At 59.8% G+C, this 25,448-nt stretch carries 24 protein-coding genes; 14 read left to right on the forward strand and 10 right to left on the reverse strand.

What is annotated here, in order from left to right; translation table 11 throughout:
• Positions 1 to 94 precede the first annotated feature (94 nt).
• The 3 genes from KVG88_RS15395 to KVG88_RS15405 all read left to right on the forward strand — a co-directional run bounded on the left by KVG88_RS15395 (position 95) and on the right by KVG88_RS15405 (position 3,338).
• A complete protein-coding gene (locus tag KVG88_RS15395) occupies positions 95 to 1,333 on the forward strand; it encodes a M16 family metallopeptidase (protein ID WP_217871948.1) in 1,239 nt (412 codons plus the stop codon).
• A gap of 186 nt (positions 1,334 to 1,519) precedes the next feature.
• Entirely contained in the window at positions 1,520 to 2,521 is a 1,002-nt protein-coding gene (locus tag KVG88_RS15400) for a hydrolase (protein WP_217871949.1), read from the forward strand.
• Positions 2,511 to 3,338 (forward strand): AraC family transcriptional regulator, encoded by an 828-nt coding sequence (locus KVG88_RS15405; protein WP_217871950.1) that lies wholly within the window; start codon positions 2,511 to 2,513, stop codon positions 3,336 to 3,338. The genes KVG88_RS15400 and KVG88_RS15405 overlap by 11 nt, the downstream gene beginning before the upstream one ends.
• A gap of 84 nt (positions 3,339 to 3,422) precedes the next feature.
• On the opposite strand, the gene KVG88_RS15410 is transcribed toward KVG88_RS15405, so the two are convergent.
• Complete coding sequence (locus KVG88_RS15410; protein WP_217871951.1) at positions 3,423 to 4,277, reverse strand: sulfurtransferase; 855 nt, start codon at positions 4,275 to 4,277, stop codon at positions 3,423 to 3,425.
• Positions 4,278 to 4,325: 48 nt separating this feature from the next.
• Entirely contained in the window at positions 4,326 to 4,994 is a 669-nt protein-coding gene (locus KVG88_RS15415; RefSeq protein ID WP_150701772.1) for a TetR/AcrR family transcriptional regulator, read from the reverse strand.
• 146 nt (positions 4,995 to 5,140) lie between these two features.
• On the opposite strand from KVG88_RS15415, the gene KVG88_RS15420 reads away from it, so the two are divergent.
• From KVG88_RS15420 to KVG88_RS15440, 5 genes are all read left to right on the forward strand, one after another.
• The gene (locus KVG88_RS15420; RefSeq protein WP_150701773.1) at positions 5,141 to 6,571 is read left to right on the forward strand and encodes a coniferyl aldehyde dehydrogenase; all 1,431 of its coding nucleotides are present in this window, start codon (positions 5,141 to 5,143) and stop codon (positions 6,569 to 6,571) included.
• Positions 6,572 to 6,599: 28 nt separating this feature from the next.
• Complete coding sequence (locus KVG88_RS15425) at positions 6,600 to 7,145, forward strand: twin-arginine translocation pathway signal protein (RefSeq protein ID WP_150701774.1); 546 nt, start codon at positions 6,600 to 6,602, stop codon at positions 7,143 to 7,145.
• Positions 7,146 to 7,224: 79 nt separating this feature from the next.
• Complete coding sequence (locus tag KVG88_RS15430; protein ID WP_150701775.1) at positions 7,225 to 8,820, forward strand: GMC family oxidoreductase; 1,596 nt, start codon at positions 7,225 to 7,227, stop codon at positions 8,818 to 8,820.
• A gap of 115 nt (positions 8,821 to 8,935) precedes the next feature.
• The gene (gene coaD, locus KVG88_RS15435; protein WP_007975368.1) at positions 8,936 to 9,415 is read left to right on the forward strand and encodes a pantetheine-phosphate adenylyltransferase; all 480 of its coding nucleotides are present in this window, start codon (positions 8,936 to 8,938) and stop codon (positions 9,413 to 9,415) included.
• A 102-nt stretch (positions 9,416 to 9,517) separates the two neighbouring features.
• On the forward strand, positions 9,518 to 9,769 hold the full coding sequence (locus KVG88_RS15440) for a YfhL family 4Fe-4S dicluster ferredoxin (protein WP_003195146.1): 252 nt from the start codon (positions 9,518 to 9,520) through the stop codon (positions 9,767 to 9,769).
• Positions 9,770 to 9,906: 137 nt separating this feature from the next.
• Here the strand turns inward: KVG88_RS15440 and KVG88_RS15445 are convergent, their stop codons facing one another.
• The 3 genes from KVG88_RS15445 to KVG88_RS15455 are packed head-to-tail and all read right to left on the reverse strand — an operon-like array spanning position 9,907 to position 11,940.
• Positions 9,907 to 10,227, reverse strand: a complete 321-nt coding sequence (locus KVG88_RS15445) for a multidrug transporter (RefSeq protein ID WP_217871953.1) — start codon at positions 10,225 to 10,227, stop codon at positions 9,907 to 9,909.
• A gap of 53 nt (positions 10,228 to 10,280) precedes the next feature.
• A complete protein-coding gene (gene mutM, locus KVG88_RS15450) occupies positions 10,281 to 11,093 on the reverse strand; it encodes a bifunctional DNA-formamidopyrimidine glycosylase/DNA-(apurinic or apyrimidinic site) lyase (protein WP_150701777.1) in 813 nt (270 codons plus the stop codon).
• 31 nt (positions 11,094 to 11,124) lie between these two features.
• The gene (locus tag KVG88_RS15455) at positions 11,125 to 11,940 is read right to left on the reverse strand and encodes an HDOD domain-containing protein (protein ID WP_191630463.1); all 816 of its coding nucleotides are present in this window, start codon (positions 11,938 to 11,940) and stop codon (positions 11,125 to 11,127) included.
• 230 nt (positions 11,941 to 12,170) lie between these two features.
• Between KVG88_RS15455 and KVG88_RS15460 the strand changes: the two genes are divergently transcribed.
• The 3 genes from KVG88_RS15460 to ilvD all read left to right on the forward strand — a co-directional run bounded on the left by KVG88_RS15460 (position 12,171) and on the right by ilvD (position 16,789).
• Entirely contained in the window at positions 12,171 to 13,367 is a 1,197-nt protein-coding gene (locus KVG88_RS15460; RefSeq protein ID WP_137807381.1) for a class I SAM-dependent rRNA methyltransferase, read from the forward strand.
• 133 nt (positions 13,368 to 13,500) lie between these two features.
• Positions 13,501 to 14,694, forward strand: coding sequence for an MFS transporter (locus tag KVG88_RS15465; protein WP_150701779.1), 1,194 nt, complete (start codon positions 13,501 to 13,503; stop codon positions 14,692 to 14,694).
• A gap of 253 nt (positions 14,695 to 14,947) precedes the next feature.
• Positions 14,948 to 16,789 (forward strand): dihydroxy-acid dehydratase, encoded by a 1,842-nt coding sequence (gene ilvD / locus KVG88_RS15470; RefSeq protein ID WP_008048311.1) that lies wholly within the window; start codon positions 14,948 to 14,950, stop codon positions 16,787 to 16,789.
• 158 nt (positions 16,790 to 16,947) lie between these two features.
• On the opposite strand, the gene KVG88_RS15475 is transcribed toward ilvD, so the two are convergent.
• Positions 16,948 to 18,003 (reverse strand): HAD family hydrolase, encoded by a 1,056-nt coding sequence (locus KVG88_RS15475; RefSeq protein ID WP_150701783.1) that lies wholly within the window; start codon positions 18,001 to 18,003, stop codon positions 16,948 to 16,950.
• A 240-nt stretch (positions 18,004 to 18,243) separates the two neighbouring features.
• Between KVG88_RS15475 and KVG88_RS15480 the strand changes: the two genes are divergently transcribed.
• The gene (locus tag KVG88_RS15480; protein ID WP_150701784.1) at positions 18,244 to 19,635 is read left to right on the forward strand and encodes an L-cystine transporter; all 1,392 of its coding nucleotides are present in this window, start codon (positions 18,244 to 18,246) and stop codon (positions 19,633 to 19,635) included.
• Between the two features lie 115 nt (positions 19,636 to 19,750).
• Here KVG88_RS15480 and KVG88_RS15485 read toward each other — a convergent pair whose 3' ends face one another.
• Positions 19,751 to 20,263, reverse strand: a complete 513-nt coding sequence (locus KVG88_RS15485) for a dihydrofolate reductase (RefSeq protein ID WP_217871954.1) — start codon at positions 20,261 to 20,263, stop codon at positions 19,751 to 19,753.
• An 85-nt stretch (positions 20,264 to 20,348) separates the two neighbouring features.
• On the opposite strand from KVG88_RS15485, the gene KVG88_RS15490 reads away from it, so the two are divergent.
• Entirely contained in the window at positions 20,349 to 21,719 is a 1,371-nt protein-coding gene (locus tag KVG88_RS15490) for a DUF2868 domain-containing protein (RefSeq protein ID WP_217871956.1), read from the forward strand.
• Positions 21,712 to 23,088, forward strand: coding sequence for a GTPase/DUF3482 domain-containing protein (locus KVG88_RS15495; protein ID WP_217871957.1), 1,377 nt, complete (start codon positions 21,712 to 21,714; stop codon positions 23,086 to 23,088). The genes KVG88_RS15490 and KVG88_RS15495 overlap by 8 nt, the downstream gene beginning before the upstream one ends.
• A 55-nt stretch (positions 23,089 to 23,143) precedes the next feature.
• Here the strand turns inward: KVG88_RS15495 and KVG88_RS15500 are convergent, their stop codons facing one another.
• The 3 genes from KVG88_RS15500 to KVG88_RS15510 form a co-directional block, all read right to left on the reverse strand.
• Positions 23,144 to 23,569: a hypothetical protein gene (locus KVG88_RS15500; RefSeq protein ID WP_217871958.1), complete on the reverse strand. Its 426-nt coding sequence runs from the start codon at positions 23,567 to 23,569 to the stop codon at positions 23,144 to 23,146.
• A gap of 85 nt (positions 23,570 to 23,654) precedes the next feature.
• The gene (locus KVG88_RS15505; protein WP_217871959.1) at positions 23,655 to 24,221 is read right to left on the reverse strand and encodes a phosphonate degradation HD-domain oxygenase; all 567 of its coding nucleotides are present in this window, start codon (positions 24,219 to 24,221) and stop codon (positions 23,655 to 23,657) included.
• A 162-nt stretch (positions 24,222 to 24,383) separates the two neighbouring features.
• On the reverse strand, positions 24,384 to 25,409 hold the full coding sequence (locus KVG88_RS15510; protein WP_150701790.1) for a putative 2-aminoethylphosphonate ABC transporter substrate-binding protein: 1,026 nt from the start codon (positions 25,407 to 25,409) through the stop codon (positions 24,384 to 24,386).
• Positions 25,410 to 25,448 lie beyond the last annotated feature (39 nt).

Raw genomic sequence — 25,448 nt, forward strand, 5'->3', positions numbered from 1 at the left:
CGAGAAATAAATTCACGGTAGATTAACTTTTCCGTTGTGAGCCATTGTGGGCAGGCGAAATGAATCGCATAACTGCTAATGGACTCGCGCACAAATGCAACTAAAATCCCCAACCACCCAAATCAAAGAGCTCACGCTCGTCAATGGCTTGAAAGTCATTGTTGGTGAAATCAGCCAAGCCACCGACGCATACTTTGCCGTCAGCTACAAAGTCAGCGCACGAAATGAATTACCGAACAATGCCGGCATAAATCTTATACTGGCCGGTGTGTTACTCAATGACAACGAGAGCACAGAGGTTAATGACGAGGCGGGGCTTAATTCTTTTCATTTTGAGGAGTTCACGACCTATGTCCAGCCTGTACGTCTCACCGACCTGAAAAGTGTCTTCAAACACCATGCGGTACTGATGCGTACTCCAAAAATGTCCGAAGCGACGCTACATGCCGAGATACAGCGGCGTAATAGCCACCGGGCCGAAAATGATGTTTTCGTATCCAATATCAGCACCCCCAAGGAAGTCATCAAACTGCTTTTTCCTCGCAGCGGATATGCCAACGATGCCGCCGGCGATCCGACCACTCTTGCAGATCTCGACATTGAACAATTGCGAGCATGGCATCGCCGCTGGTATATGCCTAACAATGCGACTCTAACCGTCGTCGGAAATGTAAATGCCGACAATATTCTACGGTGGGCTGAACAGTATTTTTCACCGATCCCTAATCGCCCCCTCGAAAGCTCCAACTTCACCAAGGAAGATTCCGAACCGGGCAAACGGCATATTGAACTTCATAAAAACACTAATGAGCCTTTATCGATCATGGCGTTCAATCTGCCAGACCTTGCAACCTTCAATGATGATCCAAAAGCTTCAGGCACCTTGGATATCATTGTGGAACTCCTGACTCGTTACTTTCTACTTATGCCGGACGGATATGGCTCCGCACATGGAACACTGAACCAGGATGCAGGTATTTTTCTTCTGAGTGTCACCGCCCTGTCGGCGATTCAGTCCCCCAGTCAGCTTGAAAAAGGGCTGCACACTTACCTCAATGGGCTGAAGCAAACCCTTATCGACAAACAAACCTTGCAGCAGGTTCGTGAAAACTGTCTCACCCGATTGGCCGAACAAGAACAAAACCCTCTGATTTTGACCGAGGTGCTCCTTAGGCTTCATTATTCAAAACTGCCCTTGAGTCGTCGGACGGAAAAACACCAAGCGTTGCTGAGTGTCACCCCCATGGACATTCAAGGTTTCGCAAACAAGTACTTCACAGAACCACGAATGACAACAGCTCACATTTTCCCAATGACGGACTTGTCGGGATAAACCTATTGCTCACGTTTGCCGCCTGCTGCTGAGTAGCGAAACAGGGGCTACCAAATCTGGTCCGCTCGTAGCCCCCCATTCGTTTACATTCCCGAGCACTCGGGACGCGAAGCAGGGGTCACCGGGCATTCAGCAATGCTACGATCGACGCTTGAACCATCATCCTTTTCGATTTCCGATCCCTCGATGACAACCTTCACCCCCGCCTTCGGCCTCGGCAACCCGCACTTGCAAACCTTGTGGGGGCCGCTGTGGCGTAAAACCACGCACCTTGAGCGCCAGCGTGAACGCTTGTGGCTGGAGGATGGAGATTTTCTCGACCTCGACTGGCATGGCCCGCACAGCGTCGATGCACCATTGGTGCTGGTGTTGCACGGGCTGACCGGTTCGTCGAATTCGCCTTACGTGGCCGGGGTGCAAAAAGCGCTGGGCGATCAAGGCTGGGCCAGCGTCGCGCTGAACTGGCGCGGCTGTTCCGGTGAGCCCAACCTGTTGCCACGCAGCTACCATTCCGGTGCCAGCGAAGACCTGGCCGAAGCCATTCGGCACCTGAAGGCCAAACGCCCACTCGCGCCGCTGTACGCGGTCGGTTACTCCTTGGGCGGCAACGTGCTGCTCAAGCATCTGGGCGAAACCGGCAGCGCCAGCGGTGTAATGGGCGCGGTCGCGGTGTCGGTACCGTTCCGCCTGGACCAGTGCGCCGACCGCATCGGCCAGGGGTTCTCCAAGGTTTATCAGGCGCACTTCATGCGCGAGATGCTGGCCTACATCAAGAACAAGCAGCGGCAATTCCAGCATGACGGACGCGAGGACGGTCTGGCCGCATTGGCCGCGCTCGGCTCGCTGGAAAACATGCGCACCTTCTGGGATTTTGATGGCCGGGTCACTGCGCCGCTGAATGGTTATGTCGATGCCGAGGATTATTATCGCCGCGCATCGAGCCGCTATTTCCTCGGAGAAATTCGCACGCCGACCCTGATTATCCAGGCGGCTGACGACCCGTTCGTCTTTCCCCACAGCCTGCCCCAAGGCAATGAATTGTCCGCCTGCACGCAGTTCGAATTGCAGACCAAGGGCGGGCATGTCGGCTTCGTCGATGGCACTGTCCGCCAACCGGGCTATTACCTTGAGCGGCGCATTCCCCAGTGGCTCGCTGCTGTGGGACGCGAGGAACGCCATGGTCGGTGATCAGGGCGAGTCGATTCATTTCTGGCAAACGGCGCCGTTGGCCGGCGTCGAATTGTTGTCCGCCCGCTATATCGATCACCGCTTCGCACCCCACGTGCATGACGGCTATGTGATCGGCATGATCATGGCCGGCGCCCAGCGCTACCGCTATCGTGGCGCCGAACACCTGGCGGGCAGTGGCACACTGGTGTTGATTAACCCTGATGAGCTGCACACCGGCCACAAGGGCACAGAGGATGGCTGGCTGTATCGGGCGTTTTATCCGGACAGCGGGCAGATTCTGTCCCTGCTGGCCGAACTCGAATTGCCGACCCATAACCCGCCGGCATTCGGCGCCACGCTGTACCGTGACCCGGATCTGGTGAATGGCTTCTGCCAACTGCATCGCCTGCTGGAAAGCCCGTCCACGGCCCTGCAACAGCAAACGGCCTGGCGTGAGTTGATGTTGTCGCTGTTGCAGCGCCATGCCGCGATTCCGGACGCTGGCAAGCCTGGAAAGGAACATCGTGCGGTGACGATGGCCAAGGAGTTGCTGCACGCACAACTTGCTGCACCGCCTTCACTGGAAGAGCTGGCAGCGGCGGTGAACTTGTCACCGTTTCACTTCGCCCGCGTCTTTCGTCGGGCCACCGGCATGCCGCCGCATACTTGGTTGATGCAGCGACGCATTGCCCAGGCGCGAGCACTTCTGCAAAACGGATGTTTGCCGCTGGAAGTGGCCACGCAGCTGGGATTTGCTGACCAGAGTCATCTGAGTCGGCAGTTCAAGCAGGCGTATGGGGTGGGGCCGGGAGCGTATCGGAATGCACGGCTTTAAAAACGAAAAGATCGCAGCCTTCGGCAGCTCCTACAGGATTTGGATTCCTTGTAGGAGCTGCCGAAGGCTGCGATCTTTTGATCTTTACTCGCCTTTGGCGATGCCCCGCGCAGGATCGTTGATCCACTCACTCCACGACCCGGCATACAACGTACCCAGCGGATAGCCCGCCAGACTCAATGCAAACAGGTTATGGCAAGCCGTCACGCCGGAACCGCAATACGCCACCAGATCGTTTGGCGAACGGTTACCAAGTTTCGCGGCGAAGCGCTGCTTGAGTTGATCCGCCGGCAAAAAGCGCCCGTCCGCCCCCAGGTTATCGGTGAACGCCGCACATTGCGCGCCGGGAATGTGCCCGGCGACCGGATCGATCGGCTCCACTTCGCCTTTGAAACGCGGTAAGGCGCGAGCATCGAGCAAAGTCAGCTCAGGTTTGGCGAGGCGTTTTTGCAGCTGTTCAGCACTGAGCAACAACGCAGAATCCGGGGTGCCGGTAAAAGTACCGCGAGTGATCGACGGTGCATCCAGACTCAGCGGCAAACCCGCCGCGTGCCACGCCTTGAGCCCGCCGTCCAGAATGAACACACCGTCACGTTTGCCCAGCCAGGCCAGCAACCACCAGGCTCGCGCCGCATAGGCACCCGGACCGTCATCGTACAAAACCACGTCACTGTCGTTGCTGACGCCCCAGGCTTGCAGGCGCTCGATCAGGTCGGACGGCTCGGGCAGCGGATGGCGCCCGGTTACACCCTTGATCACCTTGCCGCTCAGATCACGCTCAAGATCAGCAAAGCTCGACCCGGCGATGTGTCCTTCGGCGTAACTGCGCTGACCGTAGTCCGGGTCTTCGAGGGCAAAACGACAATCCAGAATCACCAACCCCGGCTGGTCCTTTTTCAGGTCCAGAGATTGCGGGCTGATCAGTTGCGCAATGGGCATAACGGGCTCCTGTGATGGGCGATTTTCGGTCCTGCTGCATTCGGTGGTTCAGATTTCTTCCAGCGCTTGGGCCAGCGGCACATAAAACTCTTCGAACAGGGCATTGACCGCATCGCGCGCATCATCCGTGACGAACCCCGCTTCCAGCACCAATACCTGATAGACCCCACGTTTAATCGCTTGCTCGCTGAGGTGGCTGGAATTTTCTCGCGTGGTGCACAGAAAGCGCACCCAAGACGTGAGGATGATCCAGGCATTGAGCGTCAGGGATTCGATTTGAACGCGGTCCATCTTCAGGATGCCGGCGGCGACGAAGCCTTCGTAGATGGCCGTTCCCTGGATCAGGCAGCGCTGGGAAAAACGCCGATAGCGGTCAGCCAGATCAGAGTCACTGTCCAGCAAATGCTCAAGATCACGATGCAGAAACCGGTAGCGCCACATCGCTGACAACAATTCCTTGAGGTAGAAGCGCTTGTCTTCGACCGTCGCGGCGCGGCCTTGCGGCGGGCGCAGGAAGCTGTCCACCAGGCTTTCGTACTCGCTGAACAACACGGCGATGATCGCCTGCTTGTTCGGGAAGTGGTAGTACAGGTTGCCCGGGGAAATTTCCATGTGGGCAGCAATGTGGTTGGTGCTGATGCTGCGCTCGCCCTGCTGATTGAACAACTCCAGGCTGTTCTGCACGATGCGCTCGCTGGTTTTGATCCGTGGGGCCATGGCTTGAGCTTTAATTCAGAGTGCGTTGGCGGGCATCTTACGACCTATCCACAAGTGGATGGAACATCGCTGCGCGAGGAAGGCATTTGACTTTTTAGAGCATAGACTCTAAAAAGTGCTTCATTACAATAAATCCGGAGCCGACCATGACTGCTGATATTTCCTACCTGCAAAACCTACAGCAGCCTCTGGACGAGCTTCACGCCCTGTTCGAAGCCCAGCGCGCAGCCTATGCGGCCAACCCGATGCCACCTGCCGCTCAGCGCCAGCAATGGCTCAAGGCGTTGAAGGATTTATTAAACAACGAACGTCAGGCATTGATCGACGCGATCAGCCAGGACTTCAGCCATCGCAGCGCCGATGAAACCCTGCTCGCCGAATTGATGCCCAGCCTGCACGGCATCCATTACGCCAGCCGGCACCTCAAAGGCTGGATGCGTGCGTCACGGCGCAAGGTCGGCGTAGCCTTCCAGCCCGCCTCGGCCAAAGTGGTTTACCAGCCGCTGGGGGTAGTCGGTGTGATCGTGCCGTGGAACTACCCTTTGTACCTGGCCATCGGCCCGTTGGTGGGCGCGCTGTCGGCGGGCAACCGGGTGATGCTCAAACTGAGCGAATCCACCCCCGCCACAGGCTTGCTGATGAAGCAGTTGCTGGCGCGAATCTTCCCTGAAGACTTGGTCTGCGTGGTGCTGGGCGAGGCCGACATCGGTGTGGCGTTTTCTCGTCTGCGCTTCGATCACTTGTTGTTCACCGGCGCCACCAGCATCGGTAAACATGTGATGCGCGCGGCAGCGGAGAACCTGACGCCGGTGACGCTGGAACTGGGCGGCAAGTCCCCGGCCATTGTGTCCCATGATGTGCCGCTCAAGGACGCTGCCGAACGCATCGCTTTCGGCAAGACCCTCAACGCCGGTCAGACCTGCGTAGCCCCGGATTACGTGCTGGTGCCGGAGGACCGTGTGGGTGGATTCGTAGAAGCCTATCGTTCGGCCGTGCGCGGTTTTTATCCGACGCTGGCTGACAACCCGGACTACACGGCGATCATCAATGACCGACAACTGGCGCGCCTCAACGGCTATGTCAGCGATGCCACCAGCAAGGGCGCGCTGTTGATTCCGCTGTTCGAGCAGAGCCAGGGGCGGCGCATGAGCCATAGCCTGCTGCTCAACGTCACCGATGACATGACGGTGATGCAGGACGAAATCTTTGGCCCGCTGCTGCCGATCGTGCCGTACAAGGATCTCGATCAGGCGTTTGCCTACATCAACCAGCGCCCTCGCCCACTGGCCCTGTACTACTTCGGCTACGACAAGCGCGAGCAAAACCGCGTGCTGCACGAGACCCATTCCGGCGGCGTATGCCTCAACGACACGCTGCTGCATGTCGCCCAGGACGACATGCCGTTTGGCGGCATCGGCGCTTCGGGCATGGGCCACTACCACGGTCACGAAGGCTTCCTGACGTTCAGCAAGGCCAAGGGTGTGTTGATCAAGCAGCGCTTCAACGCCGCGAAGTTGATTTACCCGCCGTACGGCAAATCCATCCAGAAACTGATCCAGAAACTGTTTATTCGCTAACGGTCGACATCTCCGGGTAATAACAACAATGAACCCAAGCCTGTCCGATACTCCCGCGCTGTCACGGCGCGGCTTGCTTAAATTCAGCCTCGGCGCCAGCGCCTTTCTCGCCACCGCCGGGTTAGGGGCCAGTCTTAGCGGTTGTTCGTCGGACATTGCGCAAAGCGGCTTCGCGGCGCTGCGCAGTGGCGACCTGCTGTTTTTGCGGGCACTGCTGCCGGTGATGCTCGACGGTGCGGTGACCACCGAGCACATGCCCGCCGCCGTCGACGGCACCCTCAAAAGCCTCGATTACAACCTCGATCACCTGTCGCCGGAAATGCTCAAGCTGACCCGGCAACTGTTCGATGTGTTGGGCATGGCCGTCACTCGCGGCCCGCTGACCGGTATCTGGGGCAGCTGGGAAAACGCCAGCGCGAACAATATCCGGCGCTTCCTCGATCGCTGGGAAAACAGCTCGTTGAGCCTGCTGCGCATGGGCCATAGCTCGTTGCTGCAATTGGTGATGATGGCCTGGTACGGGCGCAGGGAATCCTGGGCGATTTGCGGGTATCCCGGACCGCCTACCGTTTGAAACCGGATCGCCCCCAATCGCGAGCAGGCTCGCTCCCACATTTGACCATGCCCTCCAACAATAAAAAGAGAACCCGAAGATGCCCGTACCCGATCCGTTCCGCGAAGGCATGGCCCGTGGCTGGAAAACCCATAACGGCTCGCAACTGAGCCAGGACCTGACCCTGGAAGCGGACGTGGCGATCATCGGCAGCGGTGCAGGAGGCGGGACCACGGCTGAAATTCTCAGCGCAGCCGGCTACAAAGTGCTGCTGATCGAAGAAGGCCCCCTCAAGACCAGCAGCGACTTCAAGCTGCTCGAAGACCAGGCCTACGCCAGCCTCTATCAGGAGGGCATCGGGCGCATGAGCAAGGACGGCGCGATCACCATTCTTCAGGGCCGGGCGGTGGGCGGCACCACGCTGATCAACTGGACCTCCAGTTTTCGAACCCCGGAGCCGACCCTGGAACACTGGGCCAAAGAGCACAACGTGAAGGGCCACAGCCCGGCCGAAATGGCGCCGTGGTTCGAGAAAATGGAACAGCGCCTGGGCGTCGCGCCGTGGATGGTCCCGCCTAATGCCAACAACGACGTGATCCGCAAGGGCTGCGAAAAGCTTGGCTATAGCTGGCACGTCATTCCGCGCAATGTGCGCGGCTGTTGGAACCTCGGTTACTGCGGCATGGGCTGCCCGACCAACGCCAAGCAATCGATGATGGTCACGACCATCCCGGCAACCCTGGAAAAGGGCGGTGAGCTGATCTACCTGGCGCGCGCCGAAAAACTCTTGATCAGCGGTGACAAAGTCACCGGCCTGCAATGCTCGGCGATGGACGAACGCTGCGTGGAACCCACCGGTCGCAAGATCACCGTCAAGGCGCGGCATTACGTGCTGGCCGGCGGCGGCATCAATACCCCGGGGCTGCTGATGCGTTCAGCAGCACCCGACCCACACAAACGCTTGGGCAAGCGCACGTTCCTGCATCCGGTGAACATGTCCGCCGCGTTGTTCGATGAGGTGGTCAACCCGTTCTACGGCGCGCCGCAGTCCATTTATTCCGACCACTTCCAATGGCAGGACGGCACCACCGGCCCAATGGCCTACAAACTGGAGGTTCCGCCGCTCCACCCGGCATTGGCCGCGACGCTGCTCGGTGGCTTCGGCAAGGAAAATGCCCAACACATGACCAACCTGCCGCACACCCACGCCATGCTGGCGCTGCTGCGCGACGGTTTCCACCCGGACAGCACCGGCGGCAATGTCGAGTTGCGCGGCGATGACACCCCCGTACTCGATTATCAGATGTCCGCCTATGCCTGGGACGGCTTGCGCCGGGCCTTCCACACCATGGCCGAGATTCAGTTCGCCGGCGGCGCCCGGGCGGTGATGCCGATGCACGCGGATGCGCGCTACGTCAAAACCCTCGCCGAAGCACGCACGTTGATTGATGGCCTGAGCCTGGAGTTGTACCGCACGCGGTTGGGCAGCGCGCATGTGATGGGCGGTTGCGCGATGGGTGAAGATCCGAAAAACGCCGTGACCGACAGCCTCGGCCGGCACCATCAACTGGCCAATCTGTCGATTCACGACGGCTCGCTATTCCCCACCAGCATTGGCGCAAACCCGCAGTTATCGGTCTACGGTTTGACGGCGCAACTGGCGACTTCGCTGGCCGAACGTTTAAAAAATCCATGAAAAGAGGGATTATTCCCATCGTCTATAGTGCTTTCTTACCCAACAGGCGACTTGGCCGACCGGGAAGGCTGCGATACCATCCGACTCCCCAACGCACTCCCGCCAGGACGACGCGATGAACCGAGTGTTGTACCCAGGTACCTTCGACCCTATTACCAAGGGCCATGGCGATCTGGTCGAACGCGCCTCGCGCCTGTTCGATCACGTGATCATTGCCGTCGCCGCCAGCCCGAAGAAAAACCCGTTGTTTCCTCTGGAACAACGTGTGGAGCTGGCCCGCGAGGTCACTAAACATCTGCCGAACGTTGAAGTCGTCGGCTTCTCGACCCTGTTGGCGCATTTCGCCAAAGAACAGAACGCCAACGTGTTCTTGCGTGGTTTGCGCGCAGTGTCGGACTTCGAATACGAGTTCCAGCTGGCCAACATGAACCGGCAACTGGCCCCGGATGTGGAAAGTCTATTCCTTACCCCATCCGAGCGTTATTCGTTCATTTCCTCGACGCTGGTCCGTGAAATTGCTGCCTTGGGCGGAGATATCACCAAGTTCGTCCACCCTGCGGTGGCGGATGCATTGACCGAGCGTTTCAAGAAGTAATCACCGCTCAATCGGCGCCCGCGTGCACTGCGGGCGCCAATGCGGCACAATTACGCGCATTGATTTATTGCGCCCGGGCCTGCCGCCCCGGCTGGAGTTAGCATGTCCCTGATCATCACCGACGATTGCATCAACTGCGACGTCTGCGAACCCGAGTGCCCGAACGCCGCCATTTCCCAGGGCGAAGAGATCTACGTGATCGACCCGAACCTGTGCACTCAGTGTGTCGGCCACTACGACGAGCCGCAGTGCCAACAGGTCTGCCCGGTGGATTGCATCCCGCTGGACGAAGCGCATCCGGAGACTGAAGAGCAGTTGATGGAGAAGTACCGGAAGATTACCGGCAAGGCCTGAATGCTCTAGCGCCTGTTCGGGCCCTATCGCTAGCAGGCTAGCTCCCACAGTGGAAATTTGCGATCGACGCAGAACCACTGTGGGAGCCAGCCTGCTGGCGATGAGGCCATCAGCCGCACCCAGTAATCCAGATCAGCTCACTCAGTCTGCTCAAACCCTTCCCCAATACACCCCAGGCACCGCACAAACGCGGCCTTCGCCGGATCAACCACCAACGCCTGCCCCGCATCGCCCACGCCGCCGCCCAATGCGGTAAAGGGCAACGACACCACAAACACCCCGGCACCAATCACCGTCGCCGCAACCAATAACGGCCGGGCAATCAACAGATCGCCAATCATCGCGTAAGCCGGTGGGTTCTGGATGGTGTAGAGCGGATCACCGCTGCCGCTGCTGGCACCGGCTGCCGCTGCGAAGCTCAGCAGCAGCGCAGCGACAAGTGTTCGACACAGCTTCATGGCTCGGTCCTTCGGCTAGTCAGTCGGAATACTGACTATAGACCGTCGGCGGATCAGCTCTGACAGCGTGGGCAAAAGACGCTGGCGCGCTGCCCGAGTTTGACTTCCCGCAACAGGGTGCCACAGACCTTGCAAGGCTCGGCGCCACGACCGTACACAAACAACTCCTGCTGGAAATACCCCGGCTGACCATCGCCGCCGATAAAGTCCCGAAGCGTGGTGCCGCCACGCTCGATGGCAGCGGCGAGAATGCGTTTGATCTCGATCGACAGCTTCAGATAACGCGCCCGGGAAATGCTTTTGGCTTCGCGGCGCGGATCGATCCCGGCAGCAAACAGCGCTTCGGTCGCGTAGATGTTGCCGACACCCACCACCACCGCGTTGTCCATGATGAACGGTTTGACCGCCATCGAACGGCCACGGGACAGCTGGAACAAACGCTCGCCATCGAACAGGTCGGTCAACGGCTCCGGCCCCAGGCGAATCAGCAATTCATGATTGAGCGGGTCGAGGCTCCAGAGCATCGCGCCAAACCGGCGCGGGTCGGTGTAGCGCAAGGCCAGCCCCGACTCCAGCTCGATATCGACATGCTCATGCTTGGCCGCCGGCAGACCGGCTTCCACCAGACGCAAATTCCCCGACATGCCCAAATGACTGATCAACGTGCCGACCTCGGCATTGATCAGCAGGTACTTGGCGCGGCGCTCCACCAGCACGATGCGCTGGCCGGACAAACGCACATCCAGGTCCTCGGGAATCGGCCAGCGCAGACGCCGGTCACGCACGATCACCCGGCTGACGCGCTGCCCTTCCAGGTGCGGTGCAATGCCACGGCGGGTGGTTTCGACTTCTGGCAGTTCAGGCATGGCGCTCTCTTGAATGAAGACTGTCCGGCATTCAGCGGTGAGTGCCGAGGTCGCGAATGGTCTGCTTGAGGGTCTCGAAGTCGTAGTCCGAAAGACCGACATAATCGAGCACCAACGCCGAGATACTGTTCCATTCGTGATCTTCGGTCTGGTTACCCAGCACCCGGTAGGACGCACAAATATGCTCGGCCATCTTCAGGATCGCCAGCAGGTTCTTCAGCGAACTGTTGCGCGACGACTCATCGCTGAAAATCGCCAGGGCGTTGTGGTGATTGGCGATGGCGGTGCTCACATGCTCCGGCAGGCGCCAGGACTTGGCGGTGTAATAACCCACCACGGCATGGTTGGTGTTGAACTCACGATTCTCCGTGTCCACCACCCGGCACTCGGCACTGGCACCGGCATACGCCTGTTCCAGAACGCCCATGTAGTTGGGGAAGCGCTGAAGCATCAGCGGTACGCCACAGTCATGGAACAGACCCAAGGCGTAGGCTTCGTCGCCGTTTTCGATGCCGATGCGCTTGGCCAGGGTCAGGCAGGTCATCGCTACATCCTGGGCGGTGTCCCAGAAGCGATTCAAGGTGACGATGGTGTCGTCGTTCATCTCACCCTTGATCGACTGCGCGTTGATCAGGTTGATGATCGACCGGCTGCCGAGCAAATTCACCGCCCGCTGGATCGAGGCGATTTTGTTGCTCAGCCCGTAATACGGCGAATTGACGATTTTCAACAACGAGCCGGAGAGACCTGGGTCTTGGGAAATCAGCTTCGCGATCACCTCCAGATCCGGGTCGGGCATGTACTGCTCCATCTGCAGATCCACCATGATCTGCGGTTGGGCCGGCACACTGATGCCTTGCAGGGACTGCTGGATTTGTTCGGGAGTCAGCTCTTGGGACATAAGTACACACTCTGGGTCAGGCGCAGATTCTAGCTTCTAAAAGTTGGATCCGACACCTTGGACGACCCATTGAATGAAGTTTCACCCAATCGCAGGCCGTACACCGCATGTCCATCCGTCGCGCCGTGCCCCTACGCAACACGCTATACTCCCGCTCTTTTTTCCGGAGCGACGACATGTCCCTGCCTAGCCTGCGCCTCAAAGCCAACGCCGACCGTCGTCTGCGCAACGGTCATTTGTGGGTCTACAGCAACGAAATCGATGTAGCCGCTACACCTTTGCACGGTTTCAAGGCCGGTGACCAGGCGATCCTCGAAGCCGCCGGCGGCAAGCCGCTAGGCATCGTTGCCATGAGCCCGAACAACCTGATCTGCGCCCGCCTGCTGTCGCGTGACATCAAGCTGCCGCTGGACAAGTCGCTGCTGGTGCATCGCCTGAACGTGGCCCTGTCGCTGCGCGACCGCCTGTTCGACAAGCCGTTCTATCGCCTGGTCTACGGCGATTCCGACCTGCTGCCGGGCCTGGTGGTGGATCGTTTCGGCGACATCCTGGTCGTGCAGATCGCTTCGGCGACCATGGAAGCCCACAAGGACGACGTGATCGCGGCTTTGACCCAAGTGCTCAAGCCAAGCGGCATTCTGTTCAAGAACGACTCCGCTGCCCGTGACGCCGAAGGCCTCAACCGCTACGTCGAAACCGTCTTCGGCCTGGTGCCGGAGTGGGTCGCGCTGGAAGAGAACGGCGTGAAATTCGAAGCGCCGGTCATCCAGGGTCAAAAAACCGGCTGGTTCTACGACCACCGCATGAACCGCGCACGCCTGGCACCCTACGCCAAAGGCAAACGCGTGCTCGACCTCTACAGCTACATCGGTGGCTGGGGCGTGCAGGCTGCCGCGTTCGGCGCCAGTGAAGTGTTCTGCGTCGACGCATCGGCCTTCGCCCTCGACGGCGTCGAGCGCAACGCCGCGCTGAACGGCTTCGCCGAAAAAATGACCTGCATCGAAGGCGACGTGTTCGAAGCCCTGAAAGAACTGAAAGCCAGCGAAGAACGTTTCGACGTGATCGTCGCCGACCCGCCGGCGTTCATCAAACGCAAGAAAGACATGAAGAACGGCGAAGGCGCCTACCGCCGCCTGAACGAGCAAGCCATGCGCCTGCTCACCAAGGACGGCATCCTGTTCAGCGCATCGTGCTCGATGCACCTGCCGGAAGACGACCTGCAAAACATTCTGCTGACCAGCGCCCGTCACCTGGACCGCAACATCCAGATGCTCGAGCGCGGCGGTCAGGGGCCGGATCACCCGGTGCACCCGGCGATTGCCGAAACCCGTTATATCAAGAGCATTACTTGCCGGTTGCTGCCTAACAGCTAACCAATACCTGCGTGTAGGAGCGAGTCAGCTCGCTCCTACACCAGTATCAGAAATGTCCCGCATCACCTGCATTGACTTGCCCCCGCAACAAATCAATTCTCATCTCCCCCTCACGGACCGAGAGCGTTGATTGATGACGTCGCCCCTACACGCCAAAGAAAAGTCGTCGATCATTTTGCTGCTAATGGCGATGACGCTACTTGCCGTTTTCCCTCTCGACGTCGTTCTTCCCTCCTTTCCCGCCCTCTCCGAGCATTTCCGCACCTCACCCTCCGATATCGCCCTGTCCGTCAGCATCTTCGCCATCGGCCTGGCGTTCTCCCTGTTGCTGATCGGGCCGTTGTCCGACATGTTCGGCCGTAAAAAGCTCCTGTTGGGGGGAATGGCACTTGCCGTAGCAGGGGCCACCGGCTGCCTGCTTGCCACAGATTTCGCCTGGTTCCTGGGTTTTCGAGTGATTCAGGCGGTGGGCTGCGGATCATTTGCCTTGTCTCAGGCACTGGTTCAGGACCTGTTCAGCGGCCGGGAGCTGGAACGATTGCGTATCTGGATGACGACAGCCGGCGGGATTTTCATGTCCAGTTCGCCGCTGATGGGCACATGGCTGCAACAGCATCTGGGCTGGCAAGGCAGTTTTTATGTATTCATCTGCCTGGCAGCTATTGTCTGGCTTAGATCATCGTTCCTGCTGAAAGAAAGCCGAAGCAGCGAGCGGCAAACCCGACGATTTTTCGCTGCGTACTGGATGCTCCTTTCCGATATCCGCTTTACCGGCTATTGGCTAATCTCTGCCCTCGCTTTCGCCTGCCACTTTTCGTTCATCGTCATTTCGCCGATCATTTTCATGGAGTACCTGAATCTTTCCGCCTACCAGTTCGCCTGGGCACTGTTGCTGTATGGCGCGGCCTATGTGGCCGGCGGGGTTATTGCGAGCATTCTGCATCGACATCTGGAAGGCGCCACGCAAATCAGCATCGGCCTGTGTCTGATCGCTCTGTCCGGCCTCGTGATGCTCTGGCTGAACCAGCAATTGGGCCTGTCCGCCGCCACCGTGCTAATCCCCATGCTGATCTGCACTGCTGGCACCACCATCTCCAGACCCATCGCCAACTCCAGGGCAATGAGCCTCTATCCGCAACACGCCGGCACCGCGACGTCTGCCGGCAGCCTGTTGATTTTCATGTGCGGCGGCCTGATCAGCGCCGTGATCAATATGGTCAGTGACCATGTGATAACAGCCCTTGCCGTGTGCTTTTTGATTTTGAGTGCCTTGGGAATGGGACTGAACGGAGCAATTAGCCTGCGCCAGCCCATAAAGGAGATATGACTCAAAGCGCTTGCCCACACGTCTAGTGAACACTCTCTCCACGCTTGCAAGCATTCCCTCCAGCCGCCAGCCGTGTAGAATCGCGACATTCATCGCCAGTCATCCCCGGCGGGTTTATGAGCTCAAGCTGAAGCGCGCGGCGATCCCGCAAAGTTATCGGCAACTTCCGGACACACGGCCATTTCTGAGTGTTCCAGACGTCACTAGAAGCTCACTTCCCTTTTGATACCTGATTAGCCGCCCGGAGTGCTTCATGCCTGATTACCGCTCGAAAACATCCACCCACGGCCGCAACATGGCCGGTGCCCGCGCACTGTGGCGCGCCACGGGGATGAAAGATGACGACTTCAAAAAGCCGATCATCGCCATTGCCAACTCCTTCACCCAGTTCGTACCGGGCCACGTCCACCTCAAGGACCTCGGCCAACTGGTCGCCCGCGAAATCGAACGCGCTGGCGGTGTGGCAAAAGAATTCAACACCATTGCTGTCGACGACGGCATCGCCATGGGCCACGACGGCATGCTGTACTCGCTGCCGAGCCGCGAGATCATCGCCGACTCCGTCGAGTACATGGTCAACGCCCACTGCGCCGACGCCATCGTGTGCATTTCCAACTGCGACAAGATCACCCCTGGCATGCTGATGGCGTCCCTGCGCCTGAACATCCCGGTGATCTTCGTCTCCGGCGGTCCGATGGAAGCCGGCAAGACCAAACTCGCTTCCCACGGCCTCGACCTGGTCGATGCCATGGTGATCGCCGCCGACTCCAGCGCTTCTGACGAGAAAGTCGCCGAGTACGAGCGCAGCGCCTGCCCAACCTGCGGTTCGTGCTCCGGTATGTTCACCGCCAACTCGATGAACTGCCTGGTCGAAGCGCTGGGTCTGGCATTGCCGGGCAACGGTTCGACCCTGGCCACCCACAGCGACCGCGAACAGCTGTTCCTGCAGGCCGGCCGCACCATCGTCGAGCTGTGCAAGCGTTACTACGGCGAGAACGACGAGTCGGTGTTGCCGCGCAACATCGCCAACTTCCAGGCGTTCGAGAACGCCATGACCCTGGACATCGCCATGGGCGGTTCCACCAACACCATCCTGCACTTGCTGGCCGCTGCCCAGGAAGCCGAGATCGATTTCGACCTGCGCGACATCGACCGCCTGTCCCGTCACGTGCCGCAACTGTGCAAAGTCGCGCCGAACATCCAGAAGTACCACATGGAAGACGTGCACCGTGCCGGCGGGATCTTCAGCATCCTCGGCTCGCTGGCCCGTGGCGGCTTGCTGCACACTCAACTGCCAACCGTGCACAGCCGCAGCATGGAAGAGGCCATCGCCAAGTGGGACATTACCCAGACTAACGATGAAGCGGTGCACCACTTCTTCAAGGCCGGCCCGGCGGGCATCCCGACGCAAACCGCGTTCAGCCAGTCGACCCGTTGGGAAACCCTGGACGACGACCGTGAAAACGGCTGCATCCGCAGCGTCGAGCACGCTTACTCGCAAGAAGGCGGCTTGGCCGTGCTCTACGGCAACATTGCGCTGGATGGCTGCGTGGTGAAAACCGCCGGCGTCGACGAATCGATTCACGTATTCGAAGGCAACGCCAAGATCTTCGAAAGCCAGGACAGCGCCGTGCGCGGCATCCTCGCTGACGAAGTGAAAGAAGGCGACATCGTCATCATTCGCTACGAAGGCCCGAAAGGCGGCCCGGGCATGCAGGAAATGCTGTACCCGACGTCGTACCTGAAATCAAAAGGCCTGGGCAAAGCCTGCGCCCTGCTCACCGATGGCCGTTTCTCCGGCGGTACGTCCGGCCTGTCCATCGGCCACGCTTCGCCTGAAGCCGCTGCCGGTGGTGCAATCGGCCTGGTGCAGGACGGCGACAAAGTACTGATCGACATTCCGAACCGCTCGATCAACCTGTTGGTCAGCGATGAAGAACTGGCGGCACGCCGGGTCGAACAGGACAAGAAAGGCTGGAAACCGGTGGAAGTGCGTCCACGTAAAGTGACCACCGCGCTGAAAGCCTACGCCCTGCTGGCCACCAGCGCCGACAAGGGTGCTGTGCGTAACAAGGCGATGCTCGACGGGCTGTAAGGCTTAACCGTCGAACAAAAAATACCCCGCCAAGAGCGGGGTATTTTTTCACAGATCCCTGTAGGAGCTGCCGAAGGCTGCGATCTTTTGACATTGATCCTAAAAAACAAAATCAAAAGATCGCAGCCTTCGGCAGCTCCTACAGTTGAAACCCGGGGTTACTGGATCTCTTGCGGGGTAACGATCACCCAATTCTTGTCCGCCGTCACCGGCAGCCCTTCCTTGGCCTGGGCCGCAGCGTGTTTGGCCATCATGCCTTGGATCTGGGTCATGTATTTGTCTTTGCGATTGATCCACAAATGGATGCCGCCCTTGGCCACGTCGACATCGTGGAACAGCATGTAGCCATCGCTGGTGGGGGTATCGCCGCCGACCAGTACCGGTTTTTTCCACTCATCGATGTAGGTCAGGATCGCCGCGTGCTTGCCGGCCATCCAGGTCGCCGGGGTCCACAGGTACGGGGTCAGTTCGAGACCGAGGTTGGCCGTCTCGTCATACTTGCCGGCGGTGATCTGTTTGCGCGCGGTGGTCAGCTCGCCGGTTTTTTGATCCTTGAGCAGCAGCGACACGCCGATCACGTTCTGCGGTTTGACGTTGTAGCCGTACTTCGGATCGGCCGCGACCATGCGCACCAGTTCTTCGGAGGCGGCGGTCATCACGTAGACCTCGATGCCGTTCTCCATCAGTTTGTTGTACAGCTCTTGCTGGCCGGTGAAGATTTTCGGCGGGTTGACGTCGAGCTTCTTGACCACGTCGCCTTCGTAGTAAGTGGCCGGCACCGGTTTGCCGGATGCCATCAGCTCGTCGACATAGCCCTTGAGTTCCTTGAGCGTGAAGCCGGAGAACACTTGGGCCACCCATGGGTAGCAAACCATGTCGTCAACTTCACAGAGGCGGTAGTAGTAGCTGAACAGGCTTTCCTTGTGGTCGGCGGTGTCTTTGAACGGCATCAGTTTCAGGGAAGGATCGAGCTTGTCGCGGGTGATCAGGCCCTTGTTCTCCATGAACGGCAGCAACGACTCTTCGAGGTCGTAACGGTAACTGGTGTTGTCCATGTCGAACACCGCGTAGTTACCTTTGTTGGCGTTGGCCGCGATCATCGCATCCAGTGCCTTGGCCTGATCGGCGGGCCAGTGCTTCAGATCCGTGGCGAGTACCTGACCGGCGAGGCCCAGGCAAAGTGCGGCGACCAATAATTTCGGTGCGAACTTCATCGGCATGCTTCCCTGATTGAAAGACATCGACGCTAACAAATAACGGTGACAGTCCTCGTCTGTCAGCGACCGCGAACGTACCCATTGCGCCAAGTGCATCCCCGAGAGCGACGCCGGCTTATTCCAAAAACGACAGTTACCAGATGTTTTTGGTATTAATTCATTAGATATCAAGCTGTTAGGCTTGCCGGTTCGCAGCTGCCCCGGAAGGCAGTTGGCACATGTCTAATGGGAGTTCCAATGAATCTGCCGCTGATTCTCAATCTGCTGGTGTTCCTCGCCCTGCTCGTGGGCTTGGCGCAAACCCGTCACACCACGTGGAGCCTGGCGAAAAAAGTCCTGCTCGCGCTGGTACTCGGCGTGGTCTTCGGTGTTTCGCTGCACACCGTTTATGGTGCCGGCAACCCGGTGCTGAAAGCGTCGATCGGCTGGTTCGATCTGGTGGGCAACGGTTACGTGCAGTTACTGCAAATGATCGTGATCCCGCTGGTGTTCGCCTCAATCCTCAGCGCTGTGGCTCGCCTGCACAACGCATCATCGCTGGGCAAGATCAGCTTCCTGACCATTGGCACGCTGCTGTTCACCACCGCCATCGCAGCGCTGATCGGCATCGGCCTGACCAACCTGTTCGGCCTCACCGCCGAAGGCCTGGTAGCCGGCACGCAGGAAATGGCGCGCCTGCAAACCATCCAGACCGATTACGCGGGCAAGGTCGCCGACCTGAATGTGCCGCAACTGCTGCTGTCGTTCATCCCGCAAAACCCGTTCGCCGATCTGGCGCGGGCCAAGCCGACGTCGATCATCAGCGTGGTGATTTTCGCCGCATTCCTCGGTGTCGCGGCGCTGCAATTGCTCAAGGATGACGTAGAGAAAGGTCAGAAAGTGATCAACGCCATCGACACTCTGCAAGCCTGGGTGATGCGCCTGGTGCGTCTGGTGATGAAGCTGACCCCGTACGGCGTACTGGCGCTGATGACCAAAGTGGTCGCCGGTTCCAACCTGCAAGACATCATCAAGCTCGGCAGTTTTGTAGTGGTGTCGTACATCGGCCTGGGCCTGATGTTTGTAGTGCACGGTGTGCTGGTGTCGGCGGCGGGGATCAATCCGCTGCGCTTCTTCCGCAAGATCTGGCCGGTGCTGACGTTCGCGTTCACCAGCCGTTCGAGCGCTGCAACGATTCCGTTGAGCATCGAAGCGCAGACCAGCCGTCTGGGCATTCCACAATCCATCGCCAGTTTTGCAGCGTCGTTTGGCGCGACCATCGGCCAGAACGGTTGTGCGGGTCTGTACCCCGCGATGTTGGCCGTGATGGTGGCGCCGACCGTGGGCATCAATCCGCTGGACCCGCTGTGGATCGCGACGCTGGTGGCGATTGTCACGCTGAGTTCGGCCGGGGTGGCCGGGGTGGGTGGCGGTGCGACGTTTGCCGCGTTGATCGTGCTGCCGGCGATGGGCTTGCCGGTCTCATTGGTGGCGTTGCTGATTTCGGTCGAGCCGCTGATTGATATGGGGCGTACGGCGTTGAACGTCAGTGGGTCGATGACGGCGGGGGCAATTACCAGCCAGGTGATGCAGCAAACGGATAAAGCGTTGCTGGATGCCGATGAGCATTCGGAGTTGGCGCACGCTTGATCGGTGCCTGATAGACCGCTATCGCTGGCAAGCCAGCTCCCACAAGGTTCAGCGGTGTTCACACATGTTGTGTTTCACCGTGGTCCCTGTGGGAGCTGGCTTGCCAGCGATGCTTTTAAGCTTTTTCCCAGACTTCGAAGTTGTACGCCGGCTTGTCGCCTTCGGCCGGGTTCGGCACATTCGACACCAGTTTCCACTGGTTCAAATCAAACTCCGGAAACCACGCATCCCCTTCCGGACTCAGCGCCACGCGAGTCAGGTATAGCCGGTCAGCCTGCGCCAGCCCTTGCGCATACAACTGCGCCCCGCCAATCAGCATCAGCTCATCGACGCCCTGCTCCTTCGCCCATTCCTCAGCGCGAACGACGGCTGCTTCCAGCGACGGATAAACCTCCGCGCCTTCAAGCAGCAGATCCGCCTGCCGGCTGACCACGATGTTCAGGCGGCCCGGCAATGGCCGACCAAGGGAATCCCAGGTCTTGCGACCCATGATGATCGGCTTGCCGAGGGTAGTGGCCTTGAAGTATTTGAAGTCCCCCGGCAAGTGCCAGGGCATGCTGTTGTCGACGCCGATCACGCGGTTTTCACCGAGGGCTGCGATCAGGCTGAGGGGGAGTGATTTAGTCATGTCGGCGAGGATACCAGAGCCGCGCTTTCGCCGATAAGCGCCACAACGGTTATGCTCACAGCTCATTTAAGCGACGGGATGCCGCGTGACTGAACTGAATAACCTATGGCTGACAGAAACCATTCGCCTGCGCGAAGAACACGCAGGTCCCCTGGAAGATCTGGAAGCCAACCGACTGGCCCGCAGCGCGGGCGGCGATTTGCCGTCGCGCATTCAATGCCGTGCCTTGTGGCTGGCCGAGCGCGATGGTCTGAGCGCAGCGCTGAAACACTGGCTGCAAGGCGCACGCCTGGCGCTGATCGTCATGGCGGTGCTCGCTGTGGTCAGCGGCGCCGGTCTGGCTTTTGCCGCGATGGGCGACGGTCTGCACCCGGTCAATGTGTTCTGGGCGTTGGGCAGCCTGCTCGGGCTCAATCTGATTCTGTTGCTGAGCTGGATCGTAGGTCTGGTGTTTGCCGGTGAACACGGCGCCAGCCTCGGGCGCGTGTGGCTGTGGCTCAGTGAAAAACTCGCCCGGGATTCCAAAGCCGCACAACTGGCGCCGGCCCTGCTGCTGTTGCTGCAACGTCAGAAGCTCAATCGCTGGGCCATCGGCGTGCTGGTCAACAGCCTGTGGTTGCTGGCGATGGTCAGCGCACTGGTGATCCTGCTGACGTTGATGGCCACCCGGCGCTACGGCTTTGTCTGGGAAACCACCATCCTCAGCGCCGATACTTTTATTGCCGTGACCCAAGCCCTCGGAGCGCTGCCGGCCCTGCTCGGCTTCAGCGTGCCGACCGAGGAGATGATCCGCGCCAGTGGCGACGCCGCCCTCAACATCGAAAGCGCGCGCCAGGCCTGGGCCGCATGGCTGGTCGGCGTGTTGCTGGTGTACGGCGTGGTACCGCGCTTGTTGCTGGCGCTGTTGTGCCTGTGGCGCTGGAAATCCGGGCAAGCGGCGCTGCGCCTGGATTTGAACCTGCCCGGCTACGCGCAACTGCGTGAACGGTTGATGCCCACCAGCGAACGTCTCGGCATCAGCGATGCGGCGCCGGAACAACTGCATCGGGTCGAAAGCGGCGTCAGTGAACAACAAAGCGATGGTGCGTTGCTGGTCGCCATCGAACTGGACGACGACCGCCCATGGCCACCGCCATTGCCAAACAACGTGAGCAACGCCGGCATCCTCGACAGCCGCGAATCACGGCACAAACTTCTCGAACAGTTGAGCCGCTTTCCCCCGGCGCGATTAGCGATTGCTTGCGATCCACGGCGCTCGCCGGATCGCGGCAGCCTGGCGCTGATTGCCGAACTGGCCCGCAGCGCCAGCGCCACCCGCGTGTGGTTGCTGCAAGCACCGCCCGGCGAAGCGCTGGATGCCGAACGCCTTGGCGACTGGCATGCGGCGTTGCAACAACTGGAGCTGCCCTTCGCCGATTGCGCACCGATGAACTGGCTGGAGACGGGTCATGACTGACACCAGCAAGCAGCCCCTGAAGCTCGCCGTCGTCGGCCACACCAACGTCGGCAAAACCTCGCTGTTGCGCACGCTGACCCGCGATGTCGGTTTCGGCGAAGTGTCGCACCGCCCCAGCACCACGCGGCATGTCGAAGGTGCGCGGTTGTCGGTGGATGGCGAGCCGCTGCTCGACCTCTACGATACGCCCGGGCTGGAAGACGCCATTGCCCTGCTCGACTACCTAGAACACCTGGAACGGCCCGGCGAAAGACTGGACGGCCCGGCGCGCCTGGCCCGCTTCCTCGATGGCAGCGAAGCCCGCCAGCGTTTCGAACAGGAGGCCAAGGTGCTGCGCCAGCTGCTGGCCTCGGATGCCGGCCTCTATGTGATCGACGCTCGGGAACCGGTGTTGGCCAAGTACCGCGATGAGCTGGAAGTGCTGGCCAGTTGCGGCAAACCGCTGCTGCCGGTGCTGAACTTCGTCAGCAGCGCCAGCCATCGTGAACCGGCGTGGCGTGAAGCGCTGGCGCGGCTGGGCCTGCATGCGCTGGTGCGCTTCGACAGCGTCGCGCCGCCGGAGGATGGCGAACGCCGACTCTATGAAAGCCTCGCCCTGCTGCTGGAGTCCGCGCGGCCGCAACTGGAGCGTTTGATCGCCGATCAGCACGCTCAACGCCTGGCACGCGAGCAAAGTGCCACGCGATTGATTGCCGAGTTATTGATCGATTGTGCGGCTTGCCGGCGCAGTGTGGTCGCCGATGCCGAGCAGGAACAACAAGCCATCAGTGAATTGCGCAAAGCCGTGCGTCAACGGGAACAGCGCTGCGTCGAGTCGCTGCTCAAGCTCTACGCCTTCCGTCCGCAGGACGCCGCTGCCAGTGATCTGCCGCTGCTGGATGGCCGTTGGGGCGACGATTTGTTCAATCCCGAAACCCTCAAGCAACTGGGCGTACGGGTCGGTGGCGGTATCGCTGCCGGCGCCGCTGCCGGCGCCGGGGTCGATTTGCTGGTAGGCGGTATCACCCTCGGCGCGGCGGCGCTGGCCGGAGCCATCGCCGGCGGCGCCCTGCAAACCGCGCGCAGTTATGGCAGCCGCTTGCTGGGCAAGCTCAAGGGCCAGCGTGAATTGACTGTCGATGACAACGTGTTGCGCCTGCTGGCGTTGCGTCAACGGCAATTGCTGCAAGCGCTGAATGCCCGTGGGCATGCGGCGATGGACAGCATCCAGGTGGCCACGCCCCAAGATAAAACCTGGCGCGAAGGCAAGCTGCCCGAGGCCCTGAATAAAGCGCGGGCGCATCCGCAGTGGTCGTCGCTGAACCCTCAGGCGAAGGTGAATCAGGCAGAGCGGCAGGAGCAGGTTGAGGTGTTGGCTCAGCAGCTGTAGAGGCATGCCTGGACTGACGCCATCGCGATGGCCGTGATGCGGTTTCAAACGTTGATCACAGCCAATCCAACTTCAGGTATTCGCGGACCAACGCATTGACCCGCGTCCGATCCGTGCGATTGGCACGTCCGTCGTTGTCCACATCGGAGCACAGTACAATCTCGAAGGCGTCATCGTTGTCGAGGTCATGAACAGCTGCCTTGTAGGCAACGTTAGGGCCTTCATGGAAATGCAGGTGCACCGAGTCCGGCGTTCCGTCGGCGGTGGGGTTTAGCGTGAACAGGCGCAGATGCCGTTCCTCACCTTCACCGTCGTTGAACCACCGGCACTTGAAGTAGTGAGCGCCAAAGGTTTTCAGCCGCAGAACTTCGTCGTCCGTCGCGTCACGCAGCCACTGTTCATCTTCAAAAAAATGGAACCGCAGCGTGTCGGCGGCCCCATTCTCACTTCGATCCTGTGCAACCACTTTCAAAAAACGCATCCATTCGCCTCCTCGGGAAAAGCTCAGCTTGAACTCTGCCAACAAGGCAAACCATGCGTGTTTTCTCCATCTACCGTCAGACGCTTCAGCAGACCTCGCGGGACAGGACGGTGACCGCCTTACGCTTCAACACCTCAAGATCGATCACCGGCACGTGCATCTCCTTGGCCAGCTCATCCCACTGCCGCATGCGCAAACTGACCTCGCACAACGGGTCCTGCTCGAACGCGTCAGCTTCGGCTTCGCTCATTACGCCGCCCTGATACTCCAGCGTGCGCCGGCTGGCTTCACTCAAGCGCTCGTAGTACCCGGATTCCCGCAGCGTCAGATAACGCTTGGCCTGAACGTGATATTCCACCAGCCGCGCCAGGCGTTCGCTGAAACCCGCGCGACGCAGAAAGTCCGCGCCAAGCCGCTCATGACTGACCACACCGAAGCCGCCCATGTTCTCGGCACTCTCGGCACAGATGTGCCCGATGTCGTGAAAAAACGCGGCGAGTACCACTTCGTCATCGAAGCCTTCAGCCATGGCCAATTGTGCAGTCTGGGACATGTGCTCGATCTGCGACACCGGTTCGCCGATGTAGTCGCTGGCGCCAAAGCGTTCGTACAGGGCGAATACCTCGGCGATCACTTGTTCGTTGCGGCCCATCGAAAATCCCCCAATCAGTGAAATTTGTGGTGAAGGGTAGACCGCTATCGCTGGCAAGCCAGCTCCCACAGGGCTCACTGGTGTTCACACATTTTGCGTTTAACCTCGTCCATTGTGGGAGCTGGCTTGCCAGCGATGAGGCCCTGTCAGCCAATGAAGGTCTTACTTGGCCGCCACTTTCTCGGACTTGCCGTCATAGCGCTTGCGCCATTCGGTCAGGATCTCGTCGCGGTTCTTCGACGCCCAGGCAAAGTCGTTCTTGATCAAACGCTGCTCATAGTCCGCCGGCAACTCGGTTTGCGGCTTGGCAATGCCAGGCTGCGCAAGCACAGCGAAGTTTTCTTTGTAGAGCTCCATCGCCTCAGGGCTGGCGGAGAAGTCAGCCAGTTTCTTCGCCGCGTCTTCGTGCTGGGTGCCTTTGATCACAGCCGTTGCTTCAATCTCCCAGCCCAGGCCTTCCTTCGGCAGGATGATGTCCAGCGGTGCGCCCTGGCGTTTCAGCTGAACGGCCGGGTATTCGAAAGAAATACCAATCGGGAATTCGCCAGCCGCCGCCAGTTTGCAAGGCTTGGAGCCGGAGTGAACGTACTGACCGATGTTCTGGTGCAAGCCGTCCATATACGCCCAGCCCTGTTTCTCGCCGAAGGTTTGCAGCCAGGCGCTGACGTCGAGGAAACCGGTGCCGGACGACGCCGGGTTCGGCATGACGATCTTGCCTTTGTACTCAGGCTTGGTCAGGTCTTGCCAGCTCACGGGTTTGCTCAGGCCTTGCTTCTCGGCTTCGACGGTGTTGAAGCAAATGGTCGCAGCCCAAACGTCCATGCCGACCCAGGCTGGCGGGTTGGCGGCGTCGCGGTAGTTAGCGCCGATCTTGCCCAGGTCCTTCGGTGCGTAGCTTTGCAGCATGCCTTGCTGATCGAGGATCGCCAGGCTGGACGCCGCCAGGCCCCACACGGCGTCAGCCTGCGGACGGGCTTTTTCGGCCAGCAGTTTGGCCGTGATGATCCCGGTGGAATCACGCACCCACTTGATCTCGACGTCCGGGTTGGCTTTTTCGAAAGCCTCTTTGTAGGTCTTCAGTTGTTCGGCTTCGAGGGCGGTGTACACCGTCAACTCGGTTTTCGCCGCGAAGGCGTTCAGGCTGAAAGCGGTGAGGACAGCAGCGGCCAGGGCCATAGGCTTGAACATGATCTTTTCCTGTTTTTTGAGTTGAGGGGTTGTGCGGTT

Source organism: Pseudomonas azerbaijanoccidentalis, assembly GCF_019145495.1.
GTDB classification, from domain to species: Bacteria; Pseudomonadota; Gammaproteobacteria; order Pseudomonadales; family Pseudomonadaceae; genus Aquipseudomonas; species Aquipseudomonas azerbaijanoccidentalis.

Coding starts and splice junctions, on each gene's coding strand:
- KVG88_RS15395 (WP_217871948.1), top strand. CDS start 95: ATGCAACTAAAATCCCCAACCACCCAAATCAAAGAGCTCACGCTCGTC.
- KVG88_RS15400 (WP_217871949.1), top strand. CDS start 1,520: ATGACAACCTTCACCCCCGCCTTCGGCCTCGGCAACCCGCACTTGCAA.
- KVG88_RS15405 (WP_217871950.1), top strand. CDS start 2,511: ATGGTCGGTGATCAGGGCGAGTCGATTCATTTCTGGCAAACGGCGCCG.
- KVG88_RS15410 (WP_217871951.1), bottom strand. CDS start 4,277: ATGCCCATTGCGCAACTGATCAGCCCGCAATCTCTGGACCTGAAAAAG.
- KVG88_RS15415 (WP_150701772.1), bottom strand. CDS start 4,994: ATGGCCCCACGGATCAAAACCAGCGAGCGCATCGTGCAGAACAGCCTG.
- KVG88_RS15420 (WP_150701773.1), top strand. CDS start 5,141: ATGACTGCTGATATTTCCTACCTGCAAAACCTACAGCAGCCTCTGGAC.
- KVG88_RS15425 (WP_150701774.1), top strand. CDS start 6,600: ATGAACCCAAGCCTGTCCGATACTCCCGCGCTGTCACGGCGCGGCTTG.
- KVG88_RS15430 (WP_150701775.1), top strand. CDS start 7,225: ATGCCCGTACCCGATCCGTTCCGCGAAGGCATGGCCCGTGGCTGGAAA.
- coaD (WP_007975368.1), top strand. CDS start 8,936: ATGAACCGAGTGTTGTACCCAGGTACCTTCGACCCTATTACCAAGGGC.
- KVG88_RS15440 (WP_003195146.1), top strand. CDS start 9,518: ATGTCCCTGATCATCACCGACGATTGCATCAACTGCGACGTCTGCGAA.
- KVG88_RS15445 (WP_217871953.1), bottom strand. CDS start 10,227: ATGAAGCTGTGTCGAACACTTGTCGCTGCGCTGCTGCTGAGCTTCGCA.
- mutM (WP_150701777.1), bottom strand. CDS start 11,093: ATGCCTGAACTGCCAGAAGTCGAAACCACCCGCCGTGGCATTGCACCG.
- KVG88_RS15460 (WP_137807381.1), top strand. CDS start 12,171: ATGTCCCTGCCTAGCCTGCGCCTCAAAGCCAACGCCGACCGTCGTCTG.
- KVG88_RS15465 (WP_150701779.1), top strand. CDS start 13,501: ATGACGTCGCCCCTACACGCCAAAGAAAAGTCGTCGATCATTTTGCTG.
- ilvD (WP_008048311.1), top strand. CDS start 14,948: ATGCCTGATTACCGCTCGAAAACATCCACCCACGGCCGCAACATGGCC.
- KVG88_RS15475 (WP_150701783.1), bottom strand. CDS start 18,003: ATGAAGTTCGCACCGAAATTATTGGTCGCCGCACTTTGCCTGGGCCTC.
- KVG88_RS15480 (WP_150701784.1), top strand. CDS start 18,244: ATGAATCTGCCGCTGATTCTCAATCTGCTGGTGTTCCTCGCCCTGCTC.
- KVG88_RS15485 (WP_217871954.1), bottom strand. CDS start 20,263: ATGACTAAATCACTCCCCCTCAGCCTGATCGCAGCCCTCGGTGAAAAC.
- KVG88_RS15495 (WP_217871957.1), top strand. CDS start 21,712: ATGACTGACACCAGCAAGCAGCCCCTGAAGCTCGCCGTCGTCGGCCAC.
- KVG88_RS15500 (WP_217871958.1), bottom strand. CDS start 23,569: ATGCGTTTTTTGAAAGTGGTTGCACAGGATCGAAGTGAGAATGGGGCC.
- KVG88_RS15505 (WP_217871959.1), bottom strand. CDS start 24,221: ATGGGCCGCAACGAACAAGTGATCGCCGAGGTATTCGCCCTGTACGAA.
- KVG88_RS15510 (WP_150701790.1), bottom strand. CDS start 25,409: ATGTTCAAGCCTATGGCCCTGGCCGCTGCTGTCCTCACCGCTTTCAGC.